The sequence below is a fragment of the Stappia sp. P2PMeth1 genome (assembly GCF_900185735.1).
Taxonomy (GTDB): Bacteria; Pseudomonadota; Alphaproteobacteria; order Rhizobiales; family Stappiaceae; genus Stappia.
Map to the genome: position 1 here is coordinate 1 of NZ_FYAW01000002.1, position 25,474 is coordinate 25,474.

The following is a 25,474-nucleotide window of genomic DNA, read 5'->3' on the forward strand; positions in this document are numbered from 1 at the left end:
GCGCGCTACATCGACGGTTTCTACAATCCCTCAAGACGCCACTCGGCGCTTGGATACATCAGCCCCGTCCAGTTCGAAAAAATGGGCGGATAACAAAACCCCTCTCCACTTTTGCGAAGCAAGTCCACATCCAGTATCCGCCGGGGCGTGTGGGTGTGCGAAGGCGGCAGCCTCCGGCCTTGCGGCGGCAGCGCCGAGGCTTCAGTCGCGACCGATCGGGGTTACTGGATCCAGGTCTTCGGCAAGCCGAAACCGGGACGACAGGCTGAGCGTGGGGTTCGCGCGGGCGTGTCCTCGCCGCCGCTCAGGGTGCCAATAGGCCCCGGATCTCGCGATGCGCGTCCGGGGTGACCCCGGGGGACGAGGCGGCCCCTCTCACTCAGGATGTCGTCCCGGGCAAGCGCAGCGCGAGCCGGGAACCAGAGGCACCCTCAGCAGGCATGAGATGGAATGCCTCTCCTTTGCGTCTTCCCGGACGAGGCCGAAGGCCGATGATCCGGGACCGGGGAGGCACGGCGGGTGTGGCGTCGTTCGGAAGTGCCTTCGTGAGGCCCTCGGCTCGCCGGTCCCGGCTCGGCGCTGCGCGCCGTCCGGGAGGACGCGGGGAGAGGATTGCGTCCCGGAGGACGCGGGGTTCGCGCGGGCGTCTCCGCGCCGCCGCTCAGGGTGCCAATAGGCCCCGGATCTCGCGATGCTCGTCCGGGGTGACCCCGGTGGGCGAGGCGGCCCCTCTCACTCAGGACGTCATCCCGGCCGCAGGCGAAGCCGGAGAGCCGGGAGCCATTGGCACCCTCAGCAGGCATGAGGTGGAATGCCGCTCCCCCACTCTCGGCTGTCATGCCTGCGAAGGCAGGCATCCAGTATCCGCCGGGGCGTGTGGGTGTGCGAAGGCGGCAGCCTCCGGCCTTGCGGCGGCAGCGCCGAGGCTTCAGTCGCGACCGATCGGGGTTACTGGATCCCTGTATGTCCGGGCTGTGTCATGATGCTTGCGGGACGGAGGCCGTTGGGCCCCTGGTCGTTGTGAGACCGTAGACCGGCATTTGGCCCCGCCCCGCTTCGCATGATCAACCTGAACAGTTGCACGAGGCTGGTTGCAACAGACCTCGCATCACAGGGACAGGCCTCATGACTATATTCGATCGCTACGTGGGATGCGATGTTTCCAAGGAGTGGCTGGATCTCTTCGACCCGGCCGAGGGCCGTGTGCGGCGGATCGACAACACGGCTGCGGCCGTGCAGAAGTGGGCCGGACATCTGGCGCGGACGAACTGCCTCGTCGTCTTCGAGGCAACCGGGAGTTACGACCGGATCCTGCGCGAGCACCTGCACCGGGCAGGCGTCGCCAGCGCCCGGCTCAACCCCACCCTGGTGCGCCGCTACGCCCAGGCGCGCGGGCGCAAGGCCAAGACCGATGCGCTGGACGCGGTGGTGCTGGCCGATCTCGGCGAACGGCTCAGGCCGGAGCCCGACGCCCCGCCCTGTCCCCACCGTCTTCGCCTGGCGGAGCTGAGTGCGCGCCGCGACCAGATCGTCGCCATGCGCGTCATGGAGAAGAACCGTCTCTCCCAGCCCGAGGACCCGTTCGTGCGCGAGGACCTCGAAGCTGCGGTCACCCGTCTCGGCGAGGCCATCGCCCGCGTGGAGGCGGAGATCCAGCGCCATGTGCAGGCGCAGCGGGAGTTGCGCGATCAGGCCCGCCTCCTGGCCAGCGCGCCGGGCATCGGCCCGGTCTCTGCCCAGGTTCTGCTGGCACTCATGCCCGAGCTCGGCAGGACCGGGCCCAAGCGGCTTGCGGCACTGGCCGGGCTCGCCCCGTTCAATCACGATTCCGGAAAACTCAAAGGACAGCGCTGCATCGCCGGCGGGCGCAGCCGTGTCAGGAAGGCGCTCTACATGGCCGCGCTGATCGCCGCGCGGACCTGTCCCGATCTCAAGGCCTTCGCCGACCGCATCACCCAAACCGCGAAAGCCCGCAAGATCGCCCTCATCGCCACCGCACGAAAACTCCTCATCCGCCTCAATGCCATGCTACGCGACAACGTCCCCTATCGCATCGCATGAACACAGTTGCCGGTCTTCGGCAAGCCGAAACCGGGACGACAGGCTGAGCGTGGGGTTCGCGCGGGCGTGTCCTCGCCGCCGCTCAGGGTGCCAATAGGCCCCGGATCTCGCGATGCTCGTCCGGGGTGACCCCGGTGGGGATGCGAGGTCGTGCCTCCGCCCTTCGGTGATCATCCCACCGCCGTCCCCCCACCCTCGGCCGTCCCCCCGGACGCAGGCGAAGCCGGAGATCCGGGGCCTATTCGTTCCCAGAGCGGTGGCGGGTGGACACGGGGCAAGGGCGGCCGCGAGGACGCGAGGCCCGCGTCACACGTTGGACAGCACCCAGGCGGAGAGTTCGCCGAGGACATTGTCCGCCGCCGCGTTCATCGCCGCGACGGCATCGCGCACGCTGGTGCTCGCCGCCGGAACCTCGGCGCGGAAGATGCGGCTGGCCTTGGTGCGGCCGTTGCGGTCGTTGACCAGCCGCGCCATCACCTCGACCACCGCCCGGGTCTGGCCGTCGATCTGCAACTGGAAGGATCTGAGGTCGGTCTGCAACTGATAGTCGATCAGCAGCCCCTCGCCCGGCAGGCCGACGCCGCGCAGGCCGCGCGTGTTCTCCAGCGTCTGGACGATCTTGGCCTGGACCACCTTGGGCAGGGTGTCGGTCCAGGCGGCCTTCGGGAAATAGGTGTAAACCGGCCCCCGGTCGACGACGGCGATGGACGAGGTGTCGAGCGCCTGCAGGGCGCGCGGCGCCGCGACCAGCACCTGGATGCCGCCGCCGCGCGCCGACGGCGCGCGTTCGGACACCGCCGGCGCCGTCAGCCCGTAATAGGCATCCGGGGTGCTCGCCGTGCCGCAGCCGCCGAGCAGCAGCGCCATGCCGATCGCCCCGGCGGAAAGAAGGCCCTTGAGGCCGGCCCGTTCACCCACACCCACCCCCAATTTCCATGTCATCGCCGCTGCGCCCCCCCGAAGGTGGGCCTGTCCGGCCCGCCGAAGATCACGCGCTGCGGATCCCGGTTGAGATCGGAGACGGTGCGCTGGATCTCCACCAGCGTGCGGCTGAGCTGGGCCATGGCATTGGAGAAATCGCTCGATCCCCGCACGGTGAACCGCTCCAGCCCGCTGGCGATCGGCCCGACCCGCTCGGCGAGCACGTCGGCGACCTTGCGGATCGAGGCCGCCGCCTGCGTCGCCTCGGCGATCAGGCCTTCGCCGTCGCCCTCGACCATCGCATCGACCTTCTCGACGACGCTCTGGATGCGGGTTCCGGTCTCGTTGAGCTTCGACGCAAGCTCCTGCGCATCGCGCAGGATCTGGTCGATCTCCGGCCCGCGTCCCTTCAGGCTCTGGCTGAACTCGTTGACATTGGCGACCGCCTCGCCGGCCCTGTCGATCGCCGCCGTCACGGTCTCGGTCTTCTCCGCCAGCCCGCCGGAGAACCGCTCGACCGAGGCAACGACACTGGCGATCTGCTGCGGATCGACGGCGGCCACCACCTTGTCGAGGCGATCGACGGTCTCGACGAGCTGCGTGCCGAGGACGCGCGTATCGGCGAGGACCTGGCGGATATCGTCCTTGCCCTCGGCGACCACCGTGCTGACCTCCTCGAGGTTCTCCATCGTCCGCGCCGAGGAGAGCACCAGCCGGTCGATGTCCGCCGACCGCTCCTGCAGCATCGTGGCGAAGGAGGACGCCCCCTCGACGATCCGCGACACGGCCTCGGGCCGCACCGTCGCGATCACCGCATCGACCTGAGCCAGGCTGTCGGTGAGGCCGGCGGCGAATTTCTGCAGGTCCTGCGCCGCGGTCTCCGCATTGGCGACGAGCCCGCCGAAGCCGTCCGCTGCCTGCGCCGCCTTTGCCGTGACCTCGGCCGCGTCGGTGACGATCTGGGTCACCCGGTCGGGCGGCACGGCATTGACCACCGCGGTGGCGCTGTCGACCAGCCCTTCAAGACGGCCGGACAGGCTCTGCAGGGCCTCGCCGGTGCTGGCGACGCTGGCCATGAACGTGTCGACGCCGTCGGCATTGTTCGCCAGCGCATCCGTGAAGACCCGCGCGTTGACGATGATCTTGTTCACTTCCTCGCGGTTGTCGTTCACCACCCGCTCGAGCGAGGCCAGCGTCGTCTCGGCGCGGCTGAGAATGTCCCTTGCGCCCTCGACGATATCCTCGAAGGCGGAGCGCTCGGCATAGATCACCGGCGGCTCGTCCGCATCGGGATCGAGCAGCAGCGGCGCGCTGGTCGACCCGCCCGACAGGTCGACATAGGCGATGCCCGACAGGGTCTGGAAACCGAGCGTCGCCTTGACGTCCCGGCGCAGCGGCGTCGACGGGCTGACGCGGATCGTCGCGATCACCACGCGCGGGTCCTTGGCGTCGAAGCCGAGCTCGCCGACATCGCCGACCTTGATGCCGTTGAAATTGACCGATCCGCCGACCGAAAGGCCGGTCACCGCCCCTTGAAAAATCACCTTCACCGGCACCGCGCGCGGGCCTTCCGCCCGGCTGCCGAGCCAGTAGATGAAAACGAATCCGATGATCAGCGTCGCAAAGACGAAGGCGCCGATGGCAATATAATTCGCGCGGGTTTCCATGCTTTCGCTGTTCCTGCCTATACCCGCCGCAACGCCCGCTCGCCGTTGAAATAAGACTGAACCCAAGCGTTGTCGAATGCCATCAGTTCGGCAACCGTTCCCGCCTTGAGCACCCTCTTTTCTCCTAATACCGCGACGCGGTCGCAAATGGAATGCAGGCTGTCGAGATCGTGCGTGACCATATAGACGGTCAGGCCGAGCGTATCACGAAGCGCGCGCACCAGATCGTCGAAAGCGGCGGCACCGATCGGGTCCAGCCCCGACGTCGGCTCGTCGAGAAACACGAGGTCCGGATCGAGCGCCAGCGAGCGGGCAAGGCTCGCCCGCTTGATCATGCCGCCGGAGAGCTCCGAGGGGAACTTGTCCGCCGCGCTGCGCGGCAGGCCGACCATTTCCAGCTTGAGCAGCGCCAGTTCGTCCATCAGCCGCTGCGACATGCGCATGTGCTCGCGCATCGGCACCTGGATGTTCTGGCGCACGGTGAGCGAGGAGAACAGGGCGCCCTGCTGGAACAGCACGCCCCAGCGCCGCTCCACCGCCTGCCGCTCGTCCGGCGAGGCCTTGTCGAGATCGACGCCGAACACCTCGATCGAGCCGGCCCGCTTCGGCGTCAGGCCGAGAATCGCCCGCATCAAGACCGACTTGCCGGTGCCCGATCCGCCGACGAAGCCGAGAATCTCGCGGGTGCGGACATCGAGATCGAGATCCTTCAGCACCACCGTCGAGCCGAAACCGACGGTGACCCCGCGAACCCGCAGGATGATCTCCTGGTCCTGCGGGGACTGATCGTCTGCCTCACGGGGCGAAAGAGCGGTGTCGGAGGACATTCAGATCCCGATCGAGGAAAAGAAGATGGCGAAGAGGCCGTCGACGACGATCACCATGAAGATCGCCTTCACCACGGACATCGTCGTGTGATGGCCGAGCGATTCGGCCGAACCCGAGACCTTCATGCCTTCGACGCAGGCGACGAGGCCGATGATCATGGCCATGAACGGCGCCTTGACGATGCCCACCAGCAGCGTGTCGACGGTCACCGCCTGCTGCATCAGGTTGATGAACACCCGCGGCGCCATGTCGAGATAGAGCCAGGACACCAGCCCGGCGCCGAACAGGGCGGCGAGGTTCGACAGGAAGGTGAGGATCGGCAGGGCCAGGATCAGCGCGAACAGCCGCGGCAGGATCAGCACTTCCGTGACCCGCAGGCCGATGACATGCAGCGCGTCGATTTCCTCGCGCATCTTCATCGAGCCGATCTCGGCGGTGAAGGCCGAGCCGGACCGCCCCGCGACCATGATCGCCGTGAGAATCACGCCGATCTCGCGCAGCACCAGAACGCCGGACAGGTCGACGACATAGACCTCGGCGCCGAACTGGCGCAGATAGAAGCCGCCCTGCTGGGCAATGATCGCCCCGATCAGGAAGCTCATCAGCATGACGATCGGCACCGCGCCGATGCAGGCGCGATCGAACTGGGTGGCAATCGAGACGAGCCGCAGGCAGCGCGGCCGCACCAGCACGCCGGACAGCACGCTGACCAGCGAGCCGACGATGTGCAGAATGGCGAGCGCGTCCCGTCCGATGCCGACGACCTCGCGCCCCGTCGTCTCCAGAACACTGAAGACCGACAATTTGTGCCGCACCGGCGCCCAGGGCGGCGGATGGTGCTGCTCGATCTCGGAGATCAGCGCAGCGAAGGAGGGCCGCACGCCCTGCAGGCTGACGCGCGCGCCGTGGAACTCCAGGTCGCCCCGCAGCCTGTGGATGAGCCAGGCTCCGGCCGTGTCGAGCCGGCGAAGCTGGGCAAGGTCGATATGGATCCGCCCCGCCGCGGACACGCCGACGCCGGCCAGCGCCTGTTCCATGGTCTCGCTGTGATGGATCGTCCACGGCCCGGCGAGCACCAGGAGAAGGACGCCGTCCTTCTCCTCGAGCGAGATGCGCGGTATCTCCTGCGCTGCCTCAAGCGTCATGCCAGCCGTCGTCCCGTTCCGTGTCGCCGCCAGCTTGCGCGCTGCGGCAAAGCTGCGCGGCAAACCGTTGATGCCGGGGGCGCGGCCCCGCGCCACTGCGCCCTCTTGCCGAGCCTCCCGACGTCCACGTATACCTTGGCGCCAACGCAAGCGTCCAGCCAACCGGCCCCGAAAGGCGGGAGGCCCCACCTTACCGGCCGCACTTGACCGGCCGCACCATGTCCGGACATCCGTCTATCAGGAGACCATGATGGAAATTGCCCATCCTTACCTGCTGTTCCTCGGCGACGTTCCCGACGCGCTGGCCGCGAAGACCGGGCTCGGCATCGTCGACTGGCGCCGCGACTGGTGCCTGGGCCAGCATCGGCTGGACGGGTGCAAGGCGGATGCGAAACTGCCGGAGATGTCTCCGCAGGAGGCGGCTGCGGCCGGCGCCCGCACCATGGTGATCGGCGCGGTGAATGCCGGCGGCGTGCTGCCCGCCCATTGGGTGGCCTCGATCGTCGCCGCCCTCGATGCGGGGATGGACGTCGCCAGCGGCCTGCACATGCGCCTGCGCGCCATCCCGGAGATCCGCGAGGCGGCCGAGCGCAACGGCCGCAAGCTGTTCGACGTGCGCCATTCCGACATCCGCTTCGACACCGGCAAGGGCAGCAAGCGCAGCGGCAAGCGGCTGCTGACCGTCGGCACCGACTGCTCCGTCGGCAAGAAATACTGCGCGCTGGCGCTGGAACAGGCGATGCGCGACAAGGGCTTCGATGCCGACTTCCGCGCCACCGGCCAGACCGGCGTGTTCATTTCCGGGCGCGGCGTCTCGCTCGACGCGGTGGTCGCCGACTTCATCTCGGGCGCGGCCGAGTGGATCTCGCCGGCGGCCGACGACAACCACTGGGATCTGGTGGAGGGCCAGGGCTCGCTGTTCCATCCCTCCTTCGCCGGCGTCACCCTCGGCCTGCTGCACGGCTCGCAGCCGGACGCCTTCGTCGTCTGCCACGAGCCGACCCGCACCACCATGCGCGGCGTCAAGACCAAGCTGCCGACGATCCAACAGGTCATCGACATGACCATCGCGCTCGGCAGGCTGACCAATCCGGAGATCCGCTGCGTCGGCATCAGCATCAACACCGCCGCCCTTGCCGAGGACGAGGCCCGCAAGCTGCTCGCCGACACCGAAGCCGAATACGGCCTGCCCGCCACCGATCCGGTGCGCTTCGGCTGCGAGACCATCGTCGCGCGGATCGCCGCCGAGTTCGGCCAGCCATGACGGTCGAACTCGTCGTCGCGACGGATAGCTGGCCGATCGAGGGCGGCTTCACCATTTCACGGGGAAGCCGCACCCATGCGAATGTGGTCGTCGTCACGCTGAGGCAAGGCCCCCATCGCGGGCGCGGCGAATGCGTCCCTTACGCCCGCTACGGCGAGACCGTCGAGGGGGTGATGGCCGAGATCGAGCGGATGGCGCCCGAGATCGCCCGCGGCCTCGACCGCGCCGGCCTGCAGCAGGCGATGCCGGCGGGCGCGGCGCGCAATGCCGTCGACTGCGCCTTCTGGGACCTTGCCGCCAAACAGGCCGGCACCAGCGCGGCAGCGCTTGCCGGGCTCGGCCCGCTCGGCCCGGTAACGACGGCCTTCACCATCAGCCTCGGCACGCCGGAGAAGATGGCCGCCGACACGGCGAAGGCGAAGGACCGCCCCTTGCTGAAGATCAAGCTCGGCGGCGAGGGCGACGACGCGCGCATCGCCGCCGTGCGCGCCGCCGCGCCGAATGCCCGGCTGATCGTCGATGCCAACGAGGCCTGGAGCGAGGCGCTGTTCGCCCGCAACATGGAGGCCTGCCGCGCCGCCGGGGTGGAGCTGATCGAGCAGCCGCTGCCCGCCGACGCCGACGCCGCCCTCGCCCACCTGCCGCGCCCGATCCCGGTCTGCGCCGACGAGAGCCTGCACACCTCCGCCGACCTCGACCGCCTCGCCCCGCTCTATGATGCGGTGAACATCAAGCTCGACAAGACCGGCGGGCTGACCGAGGCGCTGCGCCTTGCCCGCACGGCGCGGGAGATGAAGTTCAAGGTGATGATCGGCTGCATGCTCGGCACCTCGCTGGCGATGGCGCCGGGCGCGCTGATCGCGCAGGAGGCCGACTATGTCGATCTCGACGCGCCGCTGCTGCTGTCGAAGGACCGGGAGCCGGGCCTCGTCTTCACCGGCAGCCTGATGCACCCGCCCCGCCCCGAGCTGTGGGGCTGACCGTCAAAAGGACCTGACGATCAGCGGGAACTGGCGATCAGCGGGACGTGACCGTCAAAAGGACCCGCCGATCAGCGGGTCCGGGCGTCCGCGCGCGCGACCACCAGCCCGGCCAGCAGGAAGACGCCGCCGGCCGCGGCAAGCCCCGCCATGGCGACGAAGGCCGGCATCGGCCCCAGCGCATAGAGATAGCCGGCCCCCGCCGAGGCCAGCGCCGTCACCGCGCCGATCACCATCGAGTTGATGCCCTGCGCCGCCCCCGCCCATTGCGGCGGCGCCATCCGCGCGACGAAGGCGACGGCGCCCAGATGCGTGGCGCCGAAGCTGAGCCCATGCAGCAATTGCAGCAGCAGGATCGACAGCGGCGCCTCCGCCAAGGGGAACAGCAGCCAGCGCAGCACCGCCCCGGCAATGCCGATGGCGAGCAGCCCGTTGATGCCGAGGACCGCGCGAACGCGCGCGGAGGCGGCGAACAGCGCGATCTCGGTGATCACCCCGACGCCCCAGAAGATGCCGACGGCGGTGCCCGACAGCCCGGCCTGCGACCAGTGCAGCGCGCTGAAGGCATAATAGGCGGCGTGGCTTCCCTGGGCGCAGCCGGCGGCGAGGATCACCAGCAGGAAGCCGGGCGTGACGAAGGTCCCTTCCCGCAACAGCTCGCCGAGACCGCGCCGGCGCCGGCCGGCGGCAACGGGCGGCGGCGACGCATCGTCGACCACCTCGGCCAGGGCAAGGTCCGGCGAGGCGATCGACACCGATTCGTTTTCGCTCACCTCGACTCGCGGCAGCGACACGGTGAGCGCAGCAAGGCCTGCGGCGAAGAGGCCGACGACGATGCCGCCGACGACGACGGTCACGGTCCATTCGCCGATCAGCACCCCGCCGATGACATTGGCGACGATGAAGGAGACCGAGCCCCACAGGCGCATGCGGCCGTAATCGCCCTTGCCCTCACGCTCGACGCGGGCCGCCAGCGCATCCCCGAGCGGCATCAGCGGCGACCAGGCGATGGAGATGGCGACCAGCAGCAGGGCGCTGGCGAGGAAGCTCTTGGCGACGAAAAAGCCTGAAAACGCAATGGCAGCAATGATGCTGAGCAGGGCGATGGCGCGGCCCGGCGTGCCGAAGCGATCAACGATGGCGCCGATCAGCGGGTTGGCGGCAAGCCGCACCACCATCGGCACGGCGAGCAGCGTTCCGATCTCGCCGGCGCTCAGGCCCGAGCTGGCAAGCACCAGCGGGAAGAAGGGAAGGAACAGGCCGAGGCCGAAGAAATAGGCTGCGAAAATGGCCGCAACCCTGGCGCTTAAAGGCATGGGAGGATGTCCGAGATCCGGTTGGACCCGCCTTCTATACCGATTTTAAGGATTTGGCGATTAAGCATGAACGTCGGTCCCCGGGCGAGCCGGCGCCGAGGCGGAACAAGAACACGGAACGACAGTCATGGCTGACACGGGCACGCCGAGCGCGATCCGCGAGAGCGATTACGAAACGCTTCTGACCGCCCTGACGGACACCGATCGCGGCCGCTGGTTCCTGGACGAATACATCCGCCGCAACCAGAAGCCGGAAACCCAGATGGTGCTCGACGCCATCGCCCGTCTGGAAAAGGTGATGGTGCGCGAGCGCACGGTGCCCAGCATCGACCGGATTCGCCTCGACATCGCCGACATGCAGGAAGCGATCGAGCGCACCAAGCGCGAGATCTCCAACATCAAGCATGAGCAGGAAGAGGGCAACCGCTTCATCGAGGCCTCCAACGAGCTCGACGCCATCGTCACCAAGACCGAGAGCGCGACCCAGGAAATCCTCGCCGCCGCCGAAGCGATCCAGGAGACCGCCTGGACGCTGCGCGAGAACGGCGCGGACGAAGAAAGCTGCGACGACATCGACGCCCGCGCGACCGAGATCTTCATGGCCTGCTCGTTCCAGGACCTGACCGGCCAGCGGACGCAGAAGATCGTCCAGGTGCTGCAGTATCTGGAGTCCCGCATCAATCTCATGGTCTCGATCTGGGGCATCGAAGGCAGCCAGGCGGAAGATCCGAAGTTCGTCGAGGACAAGCGCCCGGACGCGCATCTGCTGAACGGACCGCAGCTCGAGGGCAAGGGCGTGTCGCAGGACGCCGTCGACGAGATGTTCGGCGGCGAGGCGAACATGGACTTCGACGGTCTCGAGGCCGGCGCCGATGCGTCCGGCGAAGCGGAAGAGGCCGAGGCCTTCTCCGGCGCCATCGCCTCGGCCGACGAGATCGACGCCCTCTTCGCCTCGGACGCGGCGGAGACCGGCGCCGACGTGTTCGATGCCGCCGACGAGGACGCGGACGGGTCCGGCGACGATACGTCCGCGCCTTCGGCGGGGCTCGATTTCGACGACATCGATTTCGCCGATGCAGACGTTTTCGAAAAGCCCGGCCGGCCGCAGCCGGACATCGCCCCGGTGGACGACTTCGACGATGTCGTGATGGTCGACAGCGAGGAGGCCGCCGCCTGGGATGCCGAGTTCGAAACTCCGGACCCGCAGCCGGCCCGGCCGGCGCCGAAACGGGCGATCCTGGACAGCGGCGAAAGCGACGACCCGCTCGACCGCCTGTCCCCCGGCGAGAAGCAGTCGCTGTTCAGCTAACGACAGCCCGCCCTTTGTCCTTTGCCCTTCGCCCTTGGACCTGCGGCCGATTGTCTGTATCTCTTCGATCGGGGGCACATTGTGGCAATGGACGGGGCGCATGATCCGTGACCGGCTGGAGCAACTGGCAAGGACACGCGAGCCTTCGGCGCGCTCCGAACTCGTGCGCCTGCTCAGCGCCCAATATGCCGACAAGCTGGAGCGGGAGCCGACGGAAGCCGAGCGCCAGCTCTTTTCAGGCCTCGTGCTCGACGTCTTCGACCAGCTCGACCATTCGGTGCGCCTCGACATCGTCGTCCGCCTCGCCCGCACGGCCCGCATCACCCAGCCGCTTGCCGACCGCCTGACCGAGGAGCCCTTCGACGTCAGCGAGCCGGTGCTGGAACACTCGCCGGTGGTCAGCGCGGACAAGCTGCTCGAGGTGTCCCGCACGAGGTCGAACCGCCACCGGCTGGCGATCGCCCGCCGCCTCCATGTCCCCAAGGACATCGTCGACACGCTGATCGCCCGCGGCACGTTCCCGGTGATCAACGCCCTGCTGCACAATCGCGGCGCCGAATTCGCCGTAAGAGCATTGCTCGCGATCCTGATTCTCTCGGGCAGCGACCAGCGGCTGCTCTGGGCGCTGGCCCAACGCTGCGCCCTGGACGACGGCTTCCGCGACGACATGCGGATGATCTCGCAGACCGACTGCCCCTTGATGCCGGACGACCTGGAGCGGGCGCTCGATGATCCGCAGCAACTCGGCCGGCTGGCGGAGCGGGCCATTGCCGACGACCGGGATGCCGGCCTGGAGGTCGCGGGCGAGCAATTGTCGCGTCACGAGATCCACATCCAGATCGCCTCGGGCGAGCTGAGCTTCGAGAGCATCTTCCTGACGCTGATCGAACGCAAGGACATGGCGGGGATCATCTGGCTGGTGTCCCGCCACCTGTCCTTGCGCGACTCGACGGTGCGCGACACCTTCGCCTCGCAGGCCGGCGGGGCCGTCGCGCTGCTGATGAAGGAGACCGGCATCGGCCCCAAGGCCTATGGCAGGTTCCTGCGGCTCAGATGCGACTGGCTCGGCATCAACAGCAAGACCGTGGCGCAGGACGTCTACAATTACCGGACGATGCGGCACCCCGGCGGCCGACGCGCCTTCAACTGATCCTCGCCGCTTTCGCGACCTAGCCCGCCAGCGCCTTCGCCATCATGTCGGCGTCGATATTGCCGCCGGACAGGGTGAGCGCGACGACGCGCCCGGCGACCGGCAGCCGCCCCGACAGAACCGCCGCAAGGCACACGGCCCCGCCCGGCTCCACCACCAGCTTCAGCTCGCGGAAGGCGAAGGCGACGGCGGCAAGGGCTTCCGCGTCGCTGACCACCAGGCCGCGCTTTGCCCGCCGCCGGGTGATGGAAAAGCCGATCTCTCCCGGCTGGCGGGCGAGCAGCGCATCGCAGATCGAGCCGGCCTCGCTGGGATTGGCGACCGGCACGCCGGCCGCCAGCGAGCGCCCGTGATCGTCGAAGCCTTCCGGCTCCACCGGCAGCAATTCGCAATCCGGCAGCAGCGTCTCCAGCGCCAGGGCGATTCCCCCGGTCATGCCGCCGCCGCCGGCGCAGGTGAGCATCGCGTCCGGCACCAGCCCCATCGCCGCCGCCTGTTCGGCAACCTCGGCGCCGATGGTGCCCTGGCCGGCGATGACGCCGGCGTCATTGTAGGGATGAACCAGGGTCGCGCCGGTTTCCTCCGCGATTCCCAGGGCAATCGCATCCCGGTCGTCGACGCCGCGGCGATAGGTGACGATGCGGGCGCCCGAACGACGGGTGCGGTCGAGCTTGGCCTGCGGCGCATCCTGCGGCATGACGATGGTCGCCGGCATACCGAGCACGCGAGCGGCCTCGGCGACCCCTTGCGCATGATTGCCGGACGAACAGGCGACCACGCCGCGCGCGCGCCGGTCCTGCGGGATCAGCGAAAGCCGGTTGAAGGCGCCGCGAAACTTGAAGGAGCCGGTACGCTGCAGGGTCTCCGCCTTCAGCAGCACGGTGCCGCCGGTCATCTCGTCGAGAAACGGCGAGCGCAGCAGCGGCGTCACCACCGCTTCGCCGGCGATGCGCGTCCGCGCGTCGACAATGTCCTGAAATACCGGGTGCATGGGAATCGCGTCCATGGGGGGCCTCCTGCGGGAGCAAGATCCCTACACGATCACCGCGCATCCTTGAAGAGCGCGCACCACGCCCGCGCGCGATCCGGCGCAGATCGCCGGCCGGTCACGCCGCGCCGCGAGACTGCGCGATCTCGGCAGCGTGCAGGCAGTTGCCGAGAAACTGGCGGGTGCTGGCCTGCCAACTGTAGGACAGCGCCACCTCGCGGCAGCGCTCGCGCGAGATCGCCAGTGCCGCCACCGCCGCGCGGCCGAGATCCTCGTCCAGCACCCCGGCGCCGGTGCCCTCGAGAATGTCGAGCGGCCCCATCACCGGATAGGCCGCGACGGGAACGCCGGCCGCCAGCGCTTCCAGCAGGACATTGCCGAACGTGTCGGTGCGGCTCGGGAAGACCACCACATCGGCGGAGGAATAGTGCCAGGCGAGATCCTCGCCGGTCTTCGAGCCGGTGAACAGGACCTGCGGATAGCGCGCGCGCAGATCCGCCAGTTGCGGCCCGTCGCCGACCACCACCTTCGTCCCCGGCAGGTCGAGATCGAGAAAGGCGGCGATGTTCTTCTCCACCGCCACGCGGCCGACATACATGAAGATCGGCCCGGCGATCCCCTCGCCCAGGGCGCTGCCCTCGCGCGGGCGGAACAGCTCGTGATCGACGCCGCGCGACCAGCGCATCAGCTTGGTGAAGCCGCGCGCCGTCAGGTCCCGCTCCAGGGTCGGCGTTGCCACCATGCAGCCGTGACCGGCATTGTGGAACCCGCGCAGCCAGGCATAGGACCAGGACACCGGCACCGGCATGCGGGCCGACAGATATTCGGGAAAGCGGGTGTGATAGCTGGTGGTGTAGACGATGCCGAGGCTGCGCGCGACGCGGGCGGCCATCAGCCCGAGCGGGCCTTCGGTGGCGATGTGCAGGTGATCATAGCCGCCGGCCAGCACCCGCCGCCGCAGCGCCGCCGGCGTCGTCAGCGACAGGCGGATCTCGGCATAGGTCGGGCAGGGAACGGTGAAGAAATCCGCCGGCGACAGCACCTCCACCGGCATGCCCATCCGCAGCAGTTCCTCGACGGTCCGCTCGATGGAGCGCACCACGCCGTTGATCTGGGGATGCCAGGCATCGGTGACGATCAGCAGCGACTTCATGCCGCCGCCTGCGCCCGTCCGGTGGCACGGCTCTCGGCAGCCTGCACGTGCCGCGCCGCCTCCGCCCAGCGGATGATCTCGAACGTGCCGTCGTGATGCTCGGCGACGGCGGTGCAGCTTTCCACCCAGTCGCCGGTGTTGATGTAATGGGTGCCGAACTCGTGATGGTCGGCGGCATGGTGGATATGGCCGCAGATCACCCCGTCGACGCCTTGCCGCTCCGCCTCCCCCGCCAGGGTCTCCTCGAACTTGCCGATGAAGTTGACCGCGTTCTTGACCTTGAGCTTGGCCCAGGCGGACAGCGACCAATAGGTCAGCCCCAGCCGCCGGCGCAGCACGTTGAGCCCGGTGTTGAGGTTGAGCGCGCTGACATAGGCCCAGTCGCCGAGGAAGGCGAGCCAGCGGGCATGGCGCACCACCACGTCGAAGCGGTCGCCATGGATGACGAGATAGCGGCGACCGTCGGCCGTCTCGTGCACAGTTTCCTCGATCACCTCGATGCCGCCGAAATGCGTGCCGAGGAAATCGCGCAGGAACTCGTCGTGGTTGCCGGGCGTATAGACGATGCGGGCGCCCTTGCGCCCCTTGCGCATCAGCTTCTGCACCACGTCGTTATGGGCCTGCGGCCAGTACCACATGCGGCGCAACCGCCAGCCGTCGACGATGTCGCCGACCAGATAGATGGTCTCGGCATCGTGATACTTGAGGAAATCGAGAAGCATGTCCGCCTGGCAACCACGCGTCCCCAGATGGATATCGGACAGAAAGATCGCCCGGAAATGTCTCGGGGCCGGCTCGGAGGACATGGCACGCTCCTGACAAGACTTTGAGCGTCTAAATGCGCGATTCCGGTCTCAGAAATATGACAGGCGGCGGAAAACGACTCGAAAGACGGCACCGAAACCTGTCCGCATTGCCGCCGGCGCAGGACAGGACCTGCGGCAGGGCCGCGCAACTGGACGGGACGGGGACGGGTCCGCTATCAATCGGCAACGATGACCGGAGGGCCCCCGCCCCGTCCGGGCGACACTCGGGAGACACGACATGGATCTTGGACTTAGCGGCCGCAAGGCGATCGTCTGCGCCTCCAGCCGGGGCCTGGGGCGCGGCTGCGCCGAGGCGCTGGCGCAAGCCGGCTGCGACCTCGTCATCAACGGGCTCGACCGGCTCCGCCTCGACAAGACCGCCAGCGAGATCCGCTCCCGCTACGGCGTGACCGTGACCCCCATCGTCGCCAATGTCTCGACGCAGGAAGGCCAGGAGGCGCTGCTCGCCGCCTGCCCGCAGCCGGATATCCTCGTCAACAACAATGGCGGCCCGCCGCGCCGCGACTATCGCGAACTCGACCGCGAGGCGATGATCGACGGCGTCATCCAGAACATGGTCTCGCCGATCGAGATGATCCAGCGGGTGGCGGACGGAATGGCCGAGCGCGGCTTCGGCCGCATCGTCAACATCACCTCGATCACCGTCCGCATGCCGCTGGAGGGCCTGGACCTGTCGAGCGGCGCGCGCGCCGGGCTCACCGCCTTTCTCGCCGGCGTGTGCCGGACCTATGCGGGCCGCAACGTCACCATCAACAACCTGCTGCCGGGCAAGATGGACACCGACCGGCTGCGCGGCGGCATCGAACGGGCGGCCGGCCTGAGCGGCCGCAGCGCCGACGACATCGGCCGGGCGCAGCAGGCGGAAATCCCCGCCGGCCGCTTCGGCACCGCCGAGGAATTCGGCCAGATCTGCGCCTTCTATTGTTCGCAGCACGCGGCCTATGTCACCGGGCAGAACATCCTGATCGACGGCGGCCTCTACCCGGCCGCCTTCTGACGCCGCTCAGCCACAAACGCAGGACGCCGGCGGGGGATGCCCGCCGGCGTCCGTCGTCTTTCGGTTCAGGCTGCGGCTCAGTAGCCGCGCGCGCTGTCGTAGTCCGGCCGCGCCGCCGGCCCGCCCCAACGGTAGCGCAGCGACGCCGAGACGATGTTCACATGCGCATTGGCCTTGCCGACATAGCTGCCGACATTCGGGTTGTAGTCCTGATGGCCCGGAGCGATGTTGATGTTGGCCTTGCCCGCGTGGATATAGGTGTAGCCGAGGTCGAGGGACATATCGTCGGTGACCTTGTAGCTGGCGCCGGCCGACAGCCACAGCCGGTCGGTATCCGGCAGGCGGGTCGAGCGGATCTTGTCCGTGATCGGCGAGATCTCGTAGCCGATACCGGCACGCATCGTCAGGGCGTCGGTGACGTCGTACTCGCCGCCGATGGCGAAGAACCAGGCATCGCGATAGTTGAAGTGCAGCGTCTGCACGGTGGCGCCCGTCGCCTGCGAGGTGACGCGCGGCGACTTCAGCCGGCTCCAGTTGGTCCACTCGACCGTGCCGAAGACGCGGAAGGCGTCGGTGACGCGCTGCTTGGCCGAGAAGTTGATCATTTCCGGCGTGACCAGCCCCGCGTCGATCGCCGTCAAGCCGGCGGGCGTCTGGATGTTGCCGTCGAGCGACTGGCTGATCCCCGAGCGGAAGCCGAGGCCGAGCTCGGTTCCCTCGAACGGCTTGAAGGTGACGCCCGCCGTCACGCCGAAGCCGACATCGTCGCCGTCCAGGATCGCCGAGGGGTAGCCCGGAACATTGGGGAGCGCCGACTTCAGGGTGACCTTGAAATACTGGACCTGGACGCCGAAGGCGAAGGACAGCATGTCGTTCAGCTTGTAGCCGATGGTCGGCGTCACGTTGACCGACATCACCTTGGAGGTTCTGGAATAGAACTGCCCCGCCCAGTTCTGGTGCGGCTTGGTGGTCAGGCCGAAGGGCGCGTTGATCGACAGGCCCAGAAAGATCTGGTCGGTGAGCTTGTAGGCCGTGTAGGACGCCGGCACATAGCCCTCGCTGCCGATGTCGCCCGAGGGCGCCGAGCTCGGCGTCAGGCCGAGCACGCCGGCACCGATGGCCGAAGGCGTGAAGTTGCCGGTGATCTCGGCATTGGGAGCAATCAGCGAGTGATGGCTCTCAAAGGTGAACCCCTCCCCGGCCCCGGTGATGGTCGCCGGGTTCCAGAACATCGACGAGATCGACGGTCCGGTGGTGCCGCTGCCGGCGAACGACATACCCTGATAATAGGCGCTCTGCTCGCGCAAAGCGAAACCGCCGGCGAAGGCGGATGTTGAAGCAGACACCACCGCAATGGCAGCGGCGGACAATAGAAGGCTCTTCCTCGTAAGTGCCGTGCTCGTGAGTGCCATGTCTCGACCATTCCTCCCAGAATGTCAGGTACGGACAACCCCTCGCGTTCGTCCTGTTTGAGGAAGGATGAAAAACCCACGACATCTTCGCAATCGTCATGATTGGCGAGGGCTTGACGAGCAAGTTAACGCAAAAAAGCCGGCCCGGAGGTTCCGTAACGAGATATTTACGCAACGGAAGGCGATCGGCCACGCGAAAATCGGAGCACCCGTGACAGTTTCGCGACATCGCCACACACTCGACGCGCAATTGCCTAGATTTTAGGCAAATTCGTAGAGATACTGCCTCTCGTGTCTTTTTTGCTATGTGTTGCTCAATCGCAACAATTCAGGAGCGGCGGAGCAACGGGGGACGTCACTCCGCCGCCTGCGGCAGAGCCGGCGCGGGGTCCGGTGCACGCTCTGCCGTGTCCTGTTTCGCAGGTCCGATATCGGACTTGCGGCCGGTTTCCCCGGCGGGGGTCTTGGGCGCGTTCACCTCCGCTTCCGTCCTGTCCAGCCGGCGGCGGAACCAGAGCGCATAGAGCGCGGGCATGAACACCAGCGTCAGCACCGTCGCCACGGTCAGGCCGCCGATCATCGAGATCGCCATCGGCCCCCAGAAGATGTTCATCGTCAGCGGGATGAAGGCGAGCACGGCCGCCAGCGCGGTCAGGATCACCGGCCTTGCGCGGCGCACGGTGGACTCGATGATCGCCTCGCGCATGGTCGCCCCGGCCTGCAGATCGTGGTCGATCTGGTCCGCCAGGATCAGCGTGTTGCGCATCACCATGCCGCCCAGCGCGATGACGCCGAGAATGGCGACGAAGCCGAAGGCGGCATCGGCGATCAGCAGCGCGGCGACCGCGCCGATCAGGCCGAGCGGGAACGTCATGAACACCAGGATGGTCTTCGAGAAGGACTGCATCTGCAGCATGATCAGGACGGCCATCGCCAGGAACATCAGCGGAAACACCTTGGCGAGCGCCGCATTGGCCTTGGCCGATTCCTCCGCCGCCCCGCCGGTATCGATGCGATAGCCCGGCGCCAGGGTCGCCTCGATCTCGCGCATCGTCGGCAGCAGGGCCGCGGTGACGTCCGGCGCCTGCACGCCGGCCGCCACATCCGCCCGCACCGCCAGCACCGTCTCGCGGTTCCGCCGCCACAGGATCGGATCCTCGGCGGTGTAGTCGATCCGCGCCACCTGGGACACCGGGATCGCCCGCCCGTCGCGCACCTGCAGCACCATGTCGGCGATATCGCCGAGCGCGGCGCGTTCCGCCTCGTCCGCCCGCACGACCACCCCGACAGAATGCCGTCCCTCGCGCAGCGCCGTCACCTCGTATCCGGACAGCAGCGTCTGCAGCGACTGGCCGATCTCCGTCGTCGACAGCCCGAGGGCGCGGGCCCGGTCCTGATCGACCTCCAGCCGCACGCTCTTGACCTTTTCGCCCCATTGCAGCTCGACATTGCGCGTGTCCGGGTGGGCGCGCATCGCATCGCGCACCCGCGCGGCAATGGTCCGCACCTCTTCCAGATCCGGCCCGACAACGCGGAACTGCACCGGATAGCCCACCGGCGGCCCGAGCTCGAGCTTGTTGGCGCGCCCGTTCACCACCCCCTCGGCCTCCGCGAACCGGGCCTGCAACTCCTTGACGAGGGCCGTCGTATGCTCCCCGCCCTTGGTCTGGACCAGGATCAGCGCATAGCTCGGGTTCGGCAAGGCCGGGTTGTAGGCGAGGAAGAAGCGCGGCGCGCCCGCCCCCACATAGGTGGTGAAATAGTCGACATGCTCGCTGGTCGCGAGCCACGCCTCCAAGGCCTTCGCCTCCCGGTCGCTCGCCGCGAAGGAGGCGCCTTCCGGCCCCTTCAGCTCGACCAGCACTTCCGGGCGCGAGGAGCTGGGGAAGAACTGCTGCTTGACGAAGCCCATGCCGTAGCCGGCCGCGACCAGCAGCCCGATGGTGGCCAGCACCACCGGCAGACGGAAGCGCACCGCGCCGGTGACCAGCCGGCGCAGGCGGTTGTAGGCCGGCGTGCGGTAGATCGCGTCCTCGTCCTCGTGCCCGCGCTCGGCCGCGTGGCGCTCCAGCGAGCGCGGCAGCAGCTTCAGCCCGAGATAGGGGGTGAAGACGACGGCGACGATCCAGGAGACCAGCAGCGCGGTCGCGACGACCCAGAAGATGCCGCCGGCATATTCGCCGGCCGCCGACGCGGCGAAGCCGACCGGCAGAAATCCGGCGACGGTGACCAGCGTGCCGGTCAGCATCGGGAAGGCGGTGGATTCCCAGGCGAAGGTCGCCGCGCGGGCCCTGTCCCAGCCCTGCTCGATCTTCACCACCATCATCTCGATGGCGATGATGGCATCGTCGACCAGGAGCCCCAGCGACAGGATCAGCGCGCCCAGCGAGATGCGCTCCAGATCGATGCCCATCTGCATCATCGCCACGAAGGTGGCGGCCAGCGTCAGCGGCACGGAGAGGGCGACGATGATGCCGGTGCGGAAGCCCAGCGACAGGAAGGACACGAGAAGCACGATCGAGATGGCGACCGCGAATTTCAGCAGGAACTCGCCGACGGCCTCTTCCACCACTTCCGGCTGGTTCGAGACCTGGTGCATCTCGGCCCCGAGGGGGAGCCGCGCCTCGATCTCGGCCGCCTTCTCATGCAGGCGCTCGCCGAGCTCCAGCACGTTGCCGCCCGCCGACATGGCGACGCCGATCATGATCGCGTCCTCGCCATTGTAGCGCGACACATAGCTTTGCGGATCGGCGAGGCCGCGGGTCACCGTCGCGATGTCGCCGAGCCGGAACACCCGGCCCTCTGCCTGCACGGGCACGGCCGCCACCGCCTCGATGCCCTGCAGGCTGCCGCTGACGCGCACCTGCACCGTCTCGCTCGGCGTGTCGACGGAGCCGGACGGAACCACGGCGTTCTGCGCCGCCAGCGCATCGAAGATCGCGCTGACGGGAATGCCGAGGGTGGCGAGCTTGGCATAGGAGATATCGACATGGATCTTCTGGTCCTGCTCGCCGAAGAGCTGGACCTTCTCGACGCCCTCGACCGTCAGGAAGGACTGTCGCGCCATTTCCGCAAGATCCGACAGTTCGGTCCAGGTCGCGCCCGGAGCCGTCAGCGCATGCACCTGGACATAGACGTCGGCATATTCGTCGTTGAAGAAGGGGCCAAGCACGCCCTGCGGCAGGTCGCCGGCGATATCGCCCACCTTCTTGCGCACCTGATACCACAGGTCCGCGACCTTCGAGGGGGGCGTCGCGTCGTCGAGGACGATCTGCGTCGCCATGAAGCCCGGCCGGGTATAGGTCTCCAGCCGCGACAGCCAGGGCAGCGTCTGCAGCCGGGTTTCCACCCGGTCCGCCACCTGCTCCTGCATCTCCTCAGCGCTCGCGCCGGGCCAGACCGCCGTCACCACCATCACCTTGACGGTGAAGGACGGGTCTTCGTTGCGGCCGAGATTGCCATAGGCGTAAACGCCGGCGACCGCGGTGACGAGGATGAAGAAGAGAACGAGCGTCTGGTGCCGAATGGCCCAGGCCGACAGGTTGAAGCTGCTCATCGCAGGGCTCCGACCTGAACCGGACCCTGCGCCTGTCGCAGCACCGCGTTGATCTTCAGGCCCGGATCGAGCCGGTGAACGCCGAGACTGACCACATGGTCGCCAGTCGCAAGGCCGGAGAGGATCGCCCGCTCCGCCTCGATCCGGCGGACCACGACAGCGACCGCCTCGACCCGCTCCGCTCCGGGAGCCGCCCGCCAGACATGCGGCGTGGCGCCGGAATACCACACGGCGGTCAGCGGCACCGCGACCTCACCCTGCGGGGCCGCATGCTCGAGATGGACACTCGCGGTCATGCCGAGCCGCGCGTCGGCGCCCGGATCGTCGAGGGCGAAGCGCGCGGTGAAGGTGCGCGCCGCCGTGTCGGCGACCGGCGACAATTCGCGCAGCCGCGCCTGATAGCGACGGTCGGGACTGGCCCAGAGCGTCACGCTGGCGCGCGCGTCGGCGAGCCCCGTCACCTGCGCCTCGGGAATCGCCACCTCGACCTCCCGCTCGGCATCGCCGGCGATGCGCACGATGCCCTGCCCCGCGGCGACAACCTCGCCCGGCTCGGCCATCACCGCCGTCACCACCCCGTCGCGATCCGCCTTCAGGCTCGCGTAATCCAGTTGATTCGCCGCGAGGATGCGCTGCTCGACCGCCGCCTTCAGCGTGGCGGCGGCGGCGTCGTCCGCCGCGACCGCCTGATCGAGCGCCGCCTGCGAGACATGCCCCTTGTCCTTGAGGGCGCCGACGCGGATGCGATCCTCCGCCGTGCGCCGGGCCTGTGCCTCGGCGGCGCGCTCTTCCGCCTGCCGCGCCCGCAGCGCCGCGTTGAGGTCGTTCTCTTCGAGGCTGGCGATCGGCTGGCCCGCCGCGACCCGGTCGCCGACATCGACGAGCCGCGCCGAGATCTTGCCCCCCACCCGGAAGGCGAAAGGCGCATCGCTGCGCGCATGGACGGTTCCGGAGAATGTCACGCTGCGGCCATCCGCCGGGACGGCCGGCTCGACCCAGACCACGCGCGGCGTCGACGCAACGTCCGCCTCCTCCGACGCCTGGGGCTGGCAGCCGGCGATCACCCCCGCCAACACCAGCATGGGCCCGAGCCGCCCGCCGATGCGCCGCAGACGGAAAAGCGCGGCAGTGGGGACAGCAAGCGCGGGAAATGCGGGTAAGCGGCTCATCATACGGGCCTTTCGGAGTGCCGGCCGGCCCGTGGCAAGCCGGCATGGTCGATCGTGACCGGCGAGATATCGCCGTGCAGCCCTAATATGAGTTATCAATGACGATTGTCAATAATCGTCAGAGGACATATATATTCATGGTGTGTGACATACATTCACGCTACGACATGCCCGACCGACCACGCCTGCGGCAGCGGCGCGGCGGCCGACCGGCAAGGCCGGCTGGCACGCCGCCGGCGCCGGTCACGAGTTGACGCCTGCCGCAACGGCTCCCATTGTGGGCAAAAGGTTGCCGCGCAACCGGGCCGCAAGGGCAGCGGCCAGAAAACCGGATCAGTGCATCATGAGTGACTTGCTGGATAGGGAAGAGGCAGCCGCCAGGGACGGGACGAGCAGTCCGGCAACGCGCGAGACGCGGCGACGCATCGTCGAGAAGGCCAGCGAACTGTTCCACCTCTACGGCTATCAGAAGACGACGGTGGCCGACATCGCCCGCGAACTCGGCATGTCGCCGGCCAATGTCTATCGCTTCTTCGCCTCGAAGACGGAACTGACCAAGGCCGTCGCCGTGATGGTCACCAGCAGCATGCGCGCGGCCATGGAAAAGGGCGTCGACACGTCCGGCGGCGCCAGCGCCGACAAGCTGCGCCGGATGGTTCGCCAGCACTTCCACCACGTCCGCGAGCACTACACCGGCCATCGCAAGATCCACGACCTGCTGGAAGCCGCGATGGACGAAGCCTGGGACGAGGTCGAGAATCACAAGGCCGAAATGCGCGCGAGCTTCTCCCGACTGATCCGGGAAGGGATCGCGAGGGGCGAGTTTCCCGAGCAGGATGCCGACACCGCCGCGCTGCTGTTCCAGCACTCGCTGGTGATGTTCTTCCATCCCGCGCTGGTCGCCCAGACCTGCCGCTGCCTGCCGGAAGGCCACCAGGACCTGATGTTCGAGCCGATGGTGGATTTTGCCCTCGCCGCCCTGCGCGACGGCCGCTTCCGCGAACTGCCGCCGGGCCTGATGCAGCCGGCCGCGTGCTGAGTCGCAAGGGTCGGTCCTGTCGCCCGCTCAGGGCGCGCGCCCCTCAAGCACCTGGCGGTCGCTGACCTCGCTCCACGGTGCCAGCCGCTCCAGCGCGCGCGTGTAGCTGAGGTGAATGTCCCGCGCGATGTCGCTCGTGCTGGCGAGCGCCGCGACCACATCCCGCGACGTGTCGCGCAGGGCCAGCATCACGTCGGGCGGGAAGCGCCGCAACTCGACGCCGTCCTCCTGGACCAGGAGGCGCAGCGCCTCCGCATTGCGCCAGGAGCTCTCGGCGATGGAATGCAGCGTCTCGGTGCGGCAGGCGGCGACGATCACCGCCTTGAGATCATCCGGCAGACCCTCATAGGCGACCTGATTGACCAGCGCTTCGCTCGCCCCGTTCGGCTCGTGAAAGCCGGGCGTGTAGCACAGCTTCGCCACCTTCTGCAGGCCGATCGCCCGGTCGCCCTCGGGCCCGAGGAACTCCGCCGCGTCGAGCAGCCCGCTTTGCAGCGCCGCGACGAGTTCTCCCGGCGGCAGGGAGACGGGCGTCGCCCCGAGGCGGCGCATCACCTCGCCGCCAAGGCCCGGCATGCGGATCCGCAAACCGCGAAAGTCGTCGAGCGACAGCACCGGCCGCATGAACCAGCCGCCGAGCTGCGGCCCGCTGTTGCCGCCCATGAACGGCCGGATGCCGAAGGGCGCATAGAGCCTTTCCCACAACCCCATGCCGCCGCCCTGCTCCAGCCAGGAGACATGCTCGGAAGGAAGCAGGCCAAAAGGCACGGCCGAGAAGAAGACGGCGGCAGGCAGCCGGTCCTGCCAGAAGGCGGGCGATGAATGCCCCATCTGCGCCGTGCCGGAGGACACCGCGTCGAAGACCTCGCCGCCGGCAACGAGGCCGCCGGCGGGAAACAGCCGCACCCGCATCCGCCCGCTGCTGAGGCGCGCGATCGCGTCGCAGAGCCGTGCGGCCGACACGCCCGGACCCGGCATGCCGGCGGGCCAGGTCGTCACCATCTTCCACTCGATCGTCGTCTGCGCCAGCGCCGGGGCGGCCAGCCCGCCGACGAGCCCAGTCCCGGCGAGCCCAGTCCCGACGAGACCGGCCCCGGCAAGGCCGAGCGCGCCGCGCCGGGTCACCGAGGCGGCTCCCGAGGAACTGGCGGATGTCTTGCGATGTGTCATTCGACGCCTGGAACCCTCTGTGCCGAGCATGCCGGGCCGCGGATCGCGCCGCTTGCACGCGGACACTGTTCGAACCGGTGTTTCATGGCAGACTCCGACATGGGGGGCAACTGCGCAAGCCTTGCGCGTTCAAAGTTTATCAACCGCGCGCAACATGCCGCGACCGGCCGGGGCACAGCACGGTTGCCCTTGCCCCACCCGGCGGCATCCGCTTCACTGTCGCCATGAGTCGCGGCGCCCGCCGCCCTTGCAGCCGGAGACGTCCATGGTTCCGTTTTTCGTGATGATCAAATGCCATCTCGGCAAGGCCTACCAGGTCGCCAACGCCATCGCCGATGCGGAAATCGCGTCCGAGATCTACTCGACGGCCGGCGACTACGACCTGCTGGTCAAGTTCTACATCGACGACGACGCGGATATCGGCCACTTCGTCAACGAGAAGGTCCACCCCTTCGACGGCATCCTCGACACCAAGACGATCATCACGTTCAAGGCGTTCTGACGCGCCTTGAACGAGCCGTG

The 25,474-nt window shown here is 68.3% G+C and carries 21 protein-coding genes; 9 read left to right on the plus strand and 12 right to left on the minus strand.

Annotated elements, in window-relative coordinates; all coding sequences use genetic code 11:
- The coding region (locus P2PM1_RS25760; RefSeq protein WP_371636230.1) for an IS3 family transposase at positions 1-93 on the plus strand (93 nt) is incomplete at its 5' end.
- 1,032 nt (positions 94-1,125) lie between these two features.
- Complete coding sequence (locus P2PM1_RS00005; protein ID WP_186397745.1) at positions 1,126-2,061, plus strand: IS110 family transposase; 936 nt, start codon at positions 1,126-1,128, stop codon at positions 2,059-2,061.
- 306 nt (positions 2,062-2,367) lie between these two features.
- Here P2PM1_RS00005 and P2PM1_RS00010 read toward each other — a convergent pair whose 3' ends face one another.
- From P2PM1_RS00010 to P2PM1_RS00025, 4 genes are read right to left on the minus strand one after another with little or no spacing between them, the layout of a single operon-like run.
- Entirely contained in the window at positions 2,368-2,985 is a 618-nt protein-coding gene (locus P2PM1_RS00010) for an ABC-type transport auxiliary lipoprotein family protein (protein ID WP_208985146.1), read from the minus strand.
- Positions 2,986-2,999: 14 nt separating this feature from the next.
- Complete coding sequence (locus P2PM1_RS00015) at positions 3,000-4,649, minus strand: MlaD family protein (protein WP_186386158.1); 1,650 nt, start codon at positions 4,647-4,649, stop codon at positions 3,000-3,002.
- A gap of 17 nt (positions 4,650-4,666) precedes the next feature.
- Entirely contained in the window at positions 4,667-5,476 is an 810-nt protein-coding gene (locus tag P2PM1_RS00020) for an ABC transporter ATP-binding protein (RefSeq protein WP_186386159.1), read from the minus strand.
- Positions 5,477-6,622: an ABC transporter permease gene (locus P2PM1_RS00025; protein ID WP_186386160.1), complete on the minus strand. Its 1,146-nt coding sequence runs from the start codon at positions 6,620-6,622 to the stop codon at positions 5,477-5,479.
- 250 nt (positions 6,623-6,872) lie between these two features.
- Here P2PM1_RS00025 and dgcN point away from each other — a divergent pair, with 250 nt between their 5' ends.
- A complete protein-coding gene (gene dgcN / locus P2PM1_RS00030; protein WP_186397746.1) occupies positions 6,873-7,886 on the plus strand; it encodes an N-acetyltransferase DgcN in 1,014 nt (337 codons plus the stop codon).
- Positions 7,883-8,866: an N-acetyl-D-Glu racemase DgcA gene (dgcA, locus tag P2PM1_RS00035; RefSeq protein ID WP_186397747.1), complete on the plus strand. Its 984-nt coding sequence runs from the start codon at positions 7,883-7,885 to the stop codon at positions 8,864-8,866. Before dgcN ends, dgcA begins: the two co-directional genes overlap by 4 nt.
- A 71-nt stretch (positions 8,867-8,937) precedes the next feature.
- On the opposite strand, the gene P2PM1_RS00040 is transcribed toward dgcA, so the two are convergent.
- Complete coding sequence (locus tag P2PM1_RS00040) at positions 8,938-10,182, minus strand: MFS transporter (protein ID WP_186397748.1); 1,245 nt, start codon at positions 10,180-10,182, stop codon at positions 8,938-8,940.
- Positions 10,183-10,309: 127 nt separating this feature from the next.
- Here P2PM1_RS00040 and P2PM1_RS00045 point away from each other — a divergent pair, with 127 nt between their 5' ends.
- The gene (locus P2PM1_RS00045; RefSeq protein WP_186397749.1) at positions 10,310-11,491 is read left to right on the plus strand and encodes a protein phosphatase CheZ; all 1,182 of its coding nucleotides are present in this window, start codon (positions 10,310-10,312) and stop codon (positions 11,489-11,491) included.
- Between the two features lie 100 nt (positions 11,492-11,591).
- Positions 11,592-12,641: a DUF2336 domain-containing protein gene (locus P2PM1_RS00050; protein ID WP_186386165.1), complete on the plus strand. Its 1,050-nt coding sequence runs from the start codon at positions 11,592-11,594 to the stop codon at positions 12,639-12,641.
- 19 nt (positions 12,642-12,660) lie between these two features.
- On the opposite strand, the gene P2PM1_RS00055 is transcribed toward P2PM1_RS00050, so the two are convergent.
- The 3 genes from P2PM1_RS00055 to P2PM1_RS00065 form a co-directional block, all read right to left on the minus strand.
- Entirely contained in the window at positions 12,661-13,647 is a 987-nt protein-coding gene (locus P2PM1_RS00055) for a threonine/serine dehydratase (protein WP_244301352.1), read from the minus strand.
- 100 nt (positions 13,648-13,747) lie between these two features.
- A complete protein-coding gene (locus P2PM1_RS00060) occupies positions 13,748-14,782 on the minus strand; it encodes a glycosyltransferase family 1 protein (protein ID WP_186397750.1) in 1,035 nt (344 codons plus the stop codon).
- Positions 14,779-15,588: a UDP-2,3-diacylglucosamine diphosphatase gene (locus P2PM1_RS00065; RefSeq protein WP_186386167.1), complete on the minus strand. Its 810-nt coding sequence runs from the start codon at positions 15,586-15,588 to the stop codon at positions 14,779-14,781. Before P2PM1_RS00065 ends, P2PM1_RS00060 begins: the two co-directional genes overlap by 4 nt.
- A gap of 238 nt (positions 15,589-15,826) precedes the next feature.
- On the opposite strand from P2PM1_RS00065, the gene P2PM1_RS00070 reads away from it, so the two are divergent.
- A complete protein-coding gene (locus P2PM1_RS00070; protein ID WP_186397751.1) occupies positions 15,827-16,606 on the plus strand; it encodes an SDR family oxidoreductase in 780 nt (259 codons plus the stop codon).
- Between the two features lie 77 nt (positions 16,607-16,683).
- Here the strand turns inward: P2PM1_RS00070 and P2PM1_RS00075 are convergent, their stop codons facing one another.
- The 3 genes from P2PM1_RS00075 to P2PM1_RS00085 form a co-directional block, all read right to left on the minus strand.
- Positions 16,684-17,976, minus strand: coding sequence for an OmpP1/FadL family transporter (locus tag P2PM1_RS00075; RefSeq protein WP_244301354.1), 1,293 nt, complete (start codon positions 17,974-17,976; stop codon positions 16,684-16,686).
- Between the two features lie 397 nt (positions 17,977-18,373).
- On the minus strand, positions 18,374-21,574 hold the full coding sequence (locus tag P2PM1_RS00080; RefSeq protein WP_186397752.1) for an efflux RND transporter permease subunit: 3,201 nt from the start codon (positions 21,572-21,574) through the stop codon (positions 18,374-18,376).
- Positions 21,571-22,656: an efflux RND transporter periplasmic adaptor subunit gene (locus tag P2PM1_RS00085; protein WP_186397753.1), complete on the minus strand. Its 1,086-nt coding sequence runs from the start codon at positions 22,654-22,656 to the stop codon at positions 21,571-21,573. Before P2PM1_RS00085 ends, P2PM1_RS00080 begins: the two co-directional genes overlap by 4 nt.
- Before the next feature lie 430 nt (positions 22,657-23,086).
- Between P2PM1_RS00085 and P2PM1_RS00090 the strand changes: the two genes are divergently transcribed.
- Positions 23,087-23,782: a TetR/AcrR family transcriptional regulator gene (locus tag P2PM1_RS00090; protein ID WP_186396941.1), complete on the plus strand. Its 696-nt coding sequence runs from the start codon at positions 23,087-23,089 to the stop codon at positions 23,780-23,782.
- 27 nt (positions 23,783-23,809) lie between these two features.
- On the opposite strand, the gene P2PM1_RS00095 is transcribed toward P2PM1_RS00090, so the two are convergent.
- The gene (locus P2PM1_RS00095) at positions 23,810-24,952 is read right to left on the minus strand and encodes a TRAP transporter substrate-binding protein (RefSeq protein WP_186386173.1); all 1,143 of its coding nucleotides are present in this window, start codon (positions 24,950-24,952) and stop codon (positions 23,810-23,812) included.
- Positions 24,953-25,217: 265 nt separating this feature from the next.
- Here P2PM1_RS00095 and P2PM1_RS00100 point away from each other — a divergent pair, with 265 nt between their 5' ends.
- Complete coding sequence (locus P2PM1_RS00100) at positions 25,218-25,454, plus strand: Lrp/AsnC ligand binding domain-containing protein (RefSeq protein WP_186386174.1); 237 nt, start codon at positions 25,218-25,220, stop codon at positions 25,452-25,454.
- Positions 25,455-25,474: the final 20 nt, after the last annotated feature.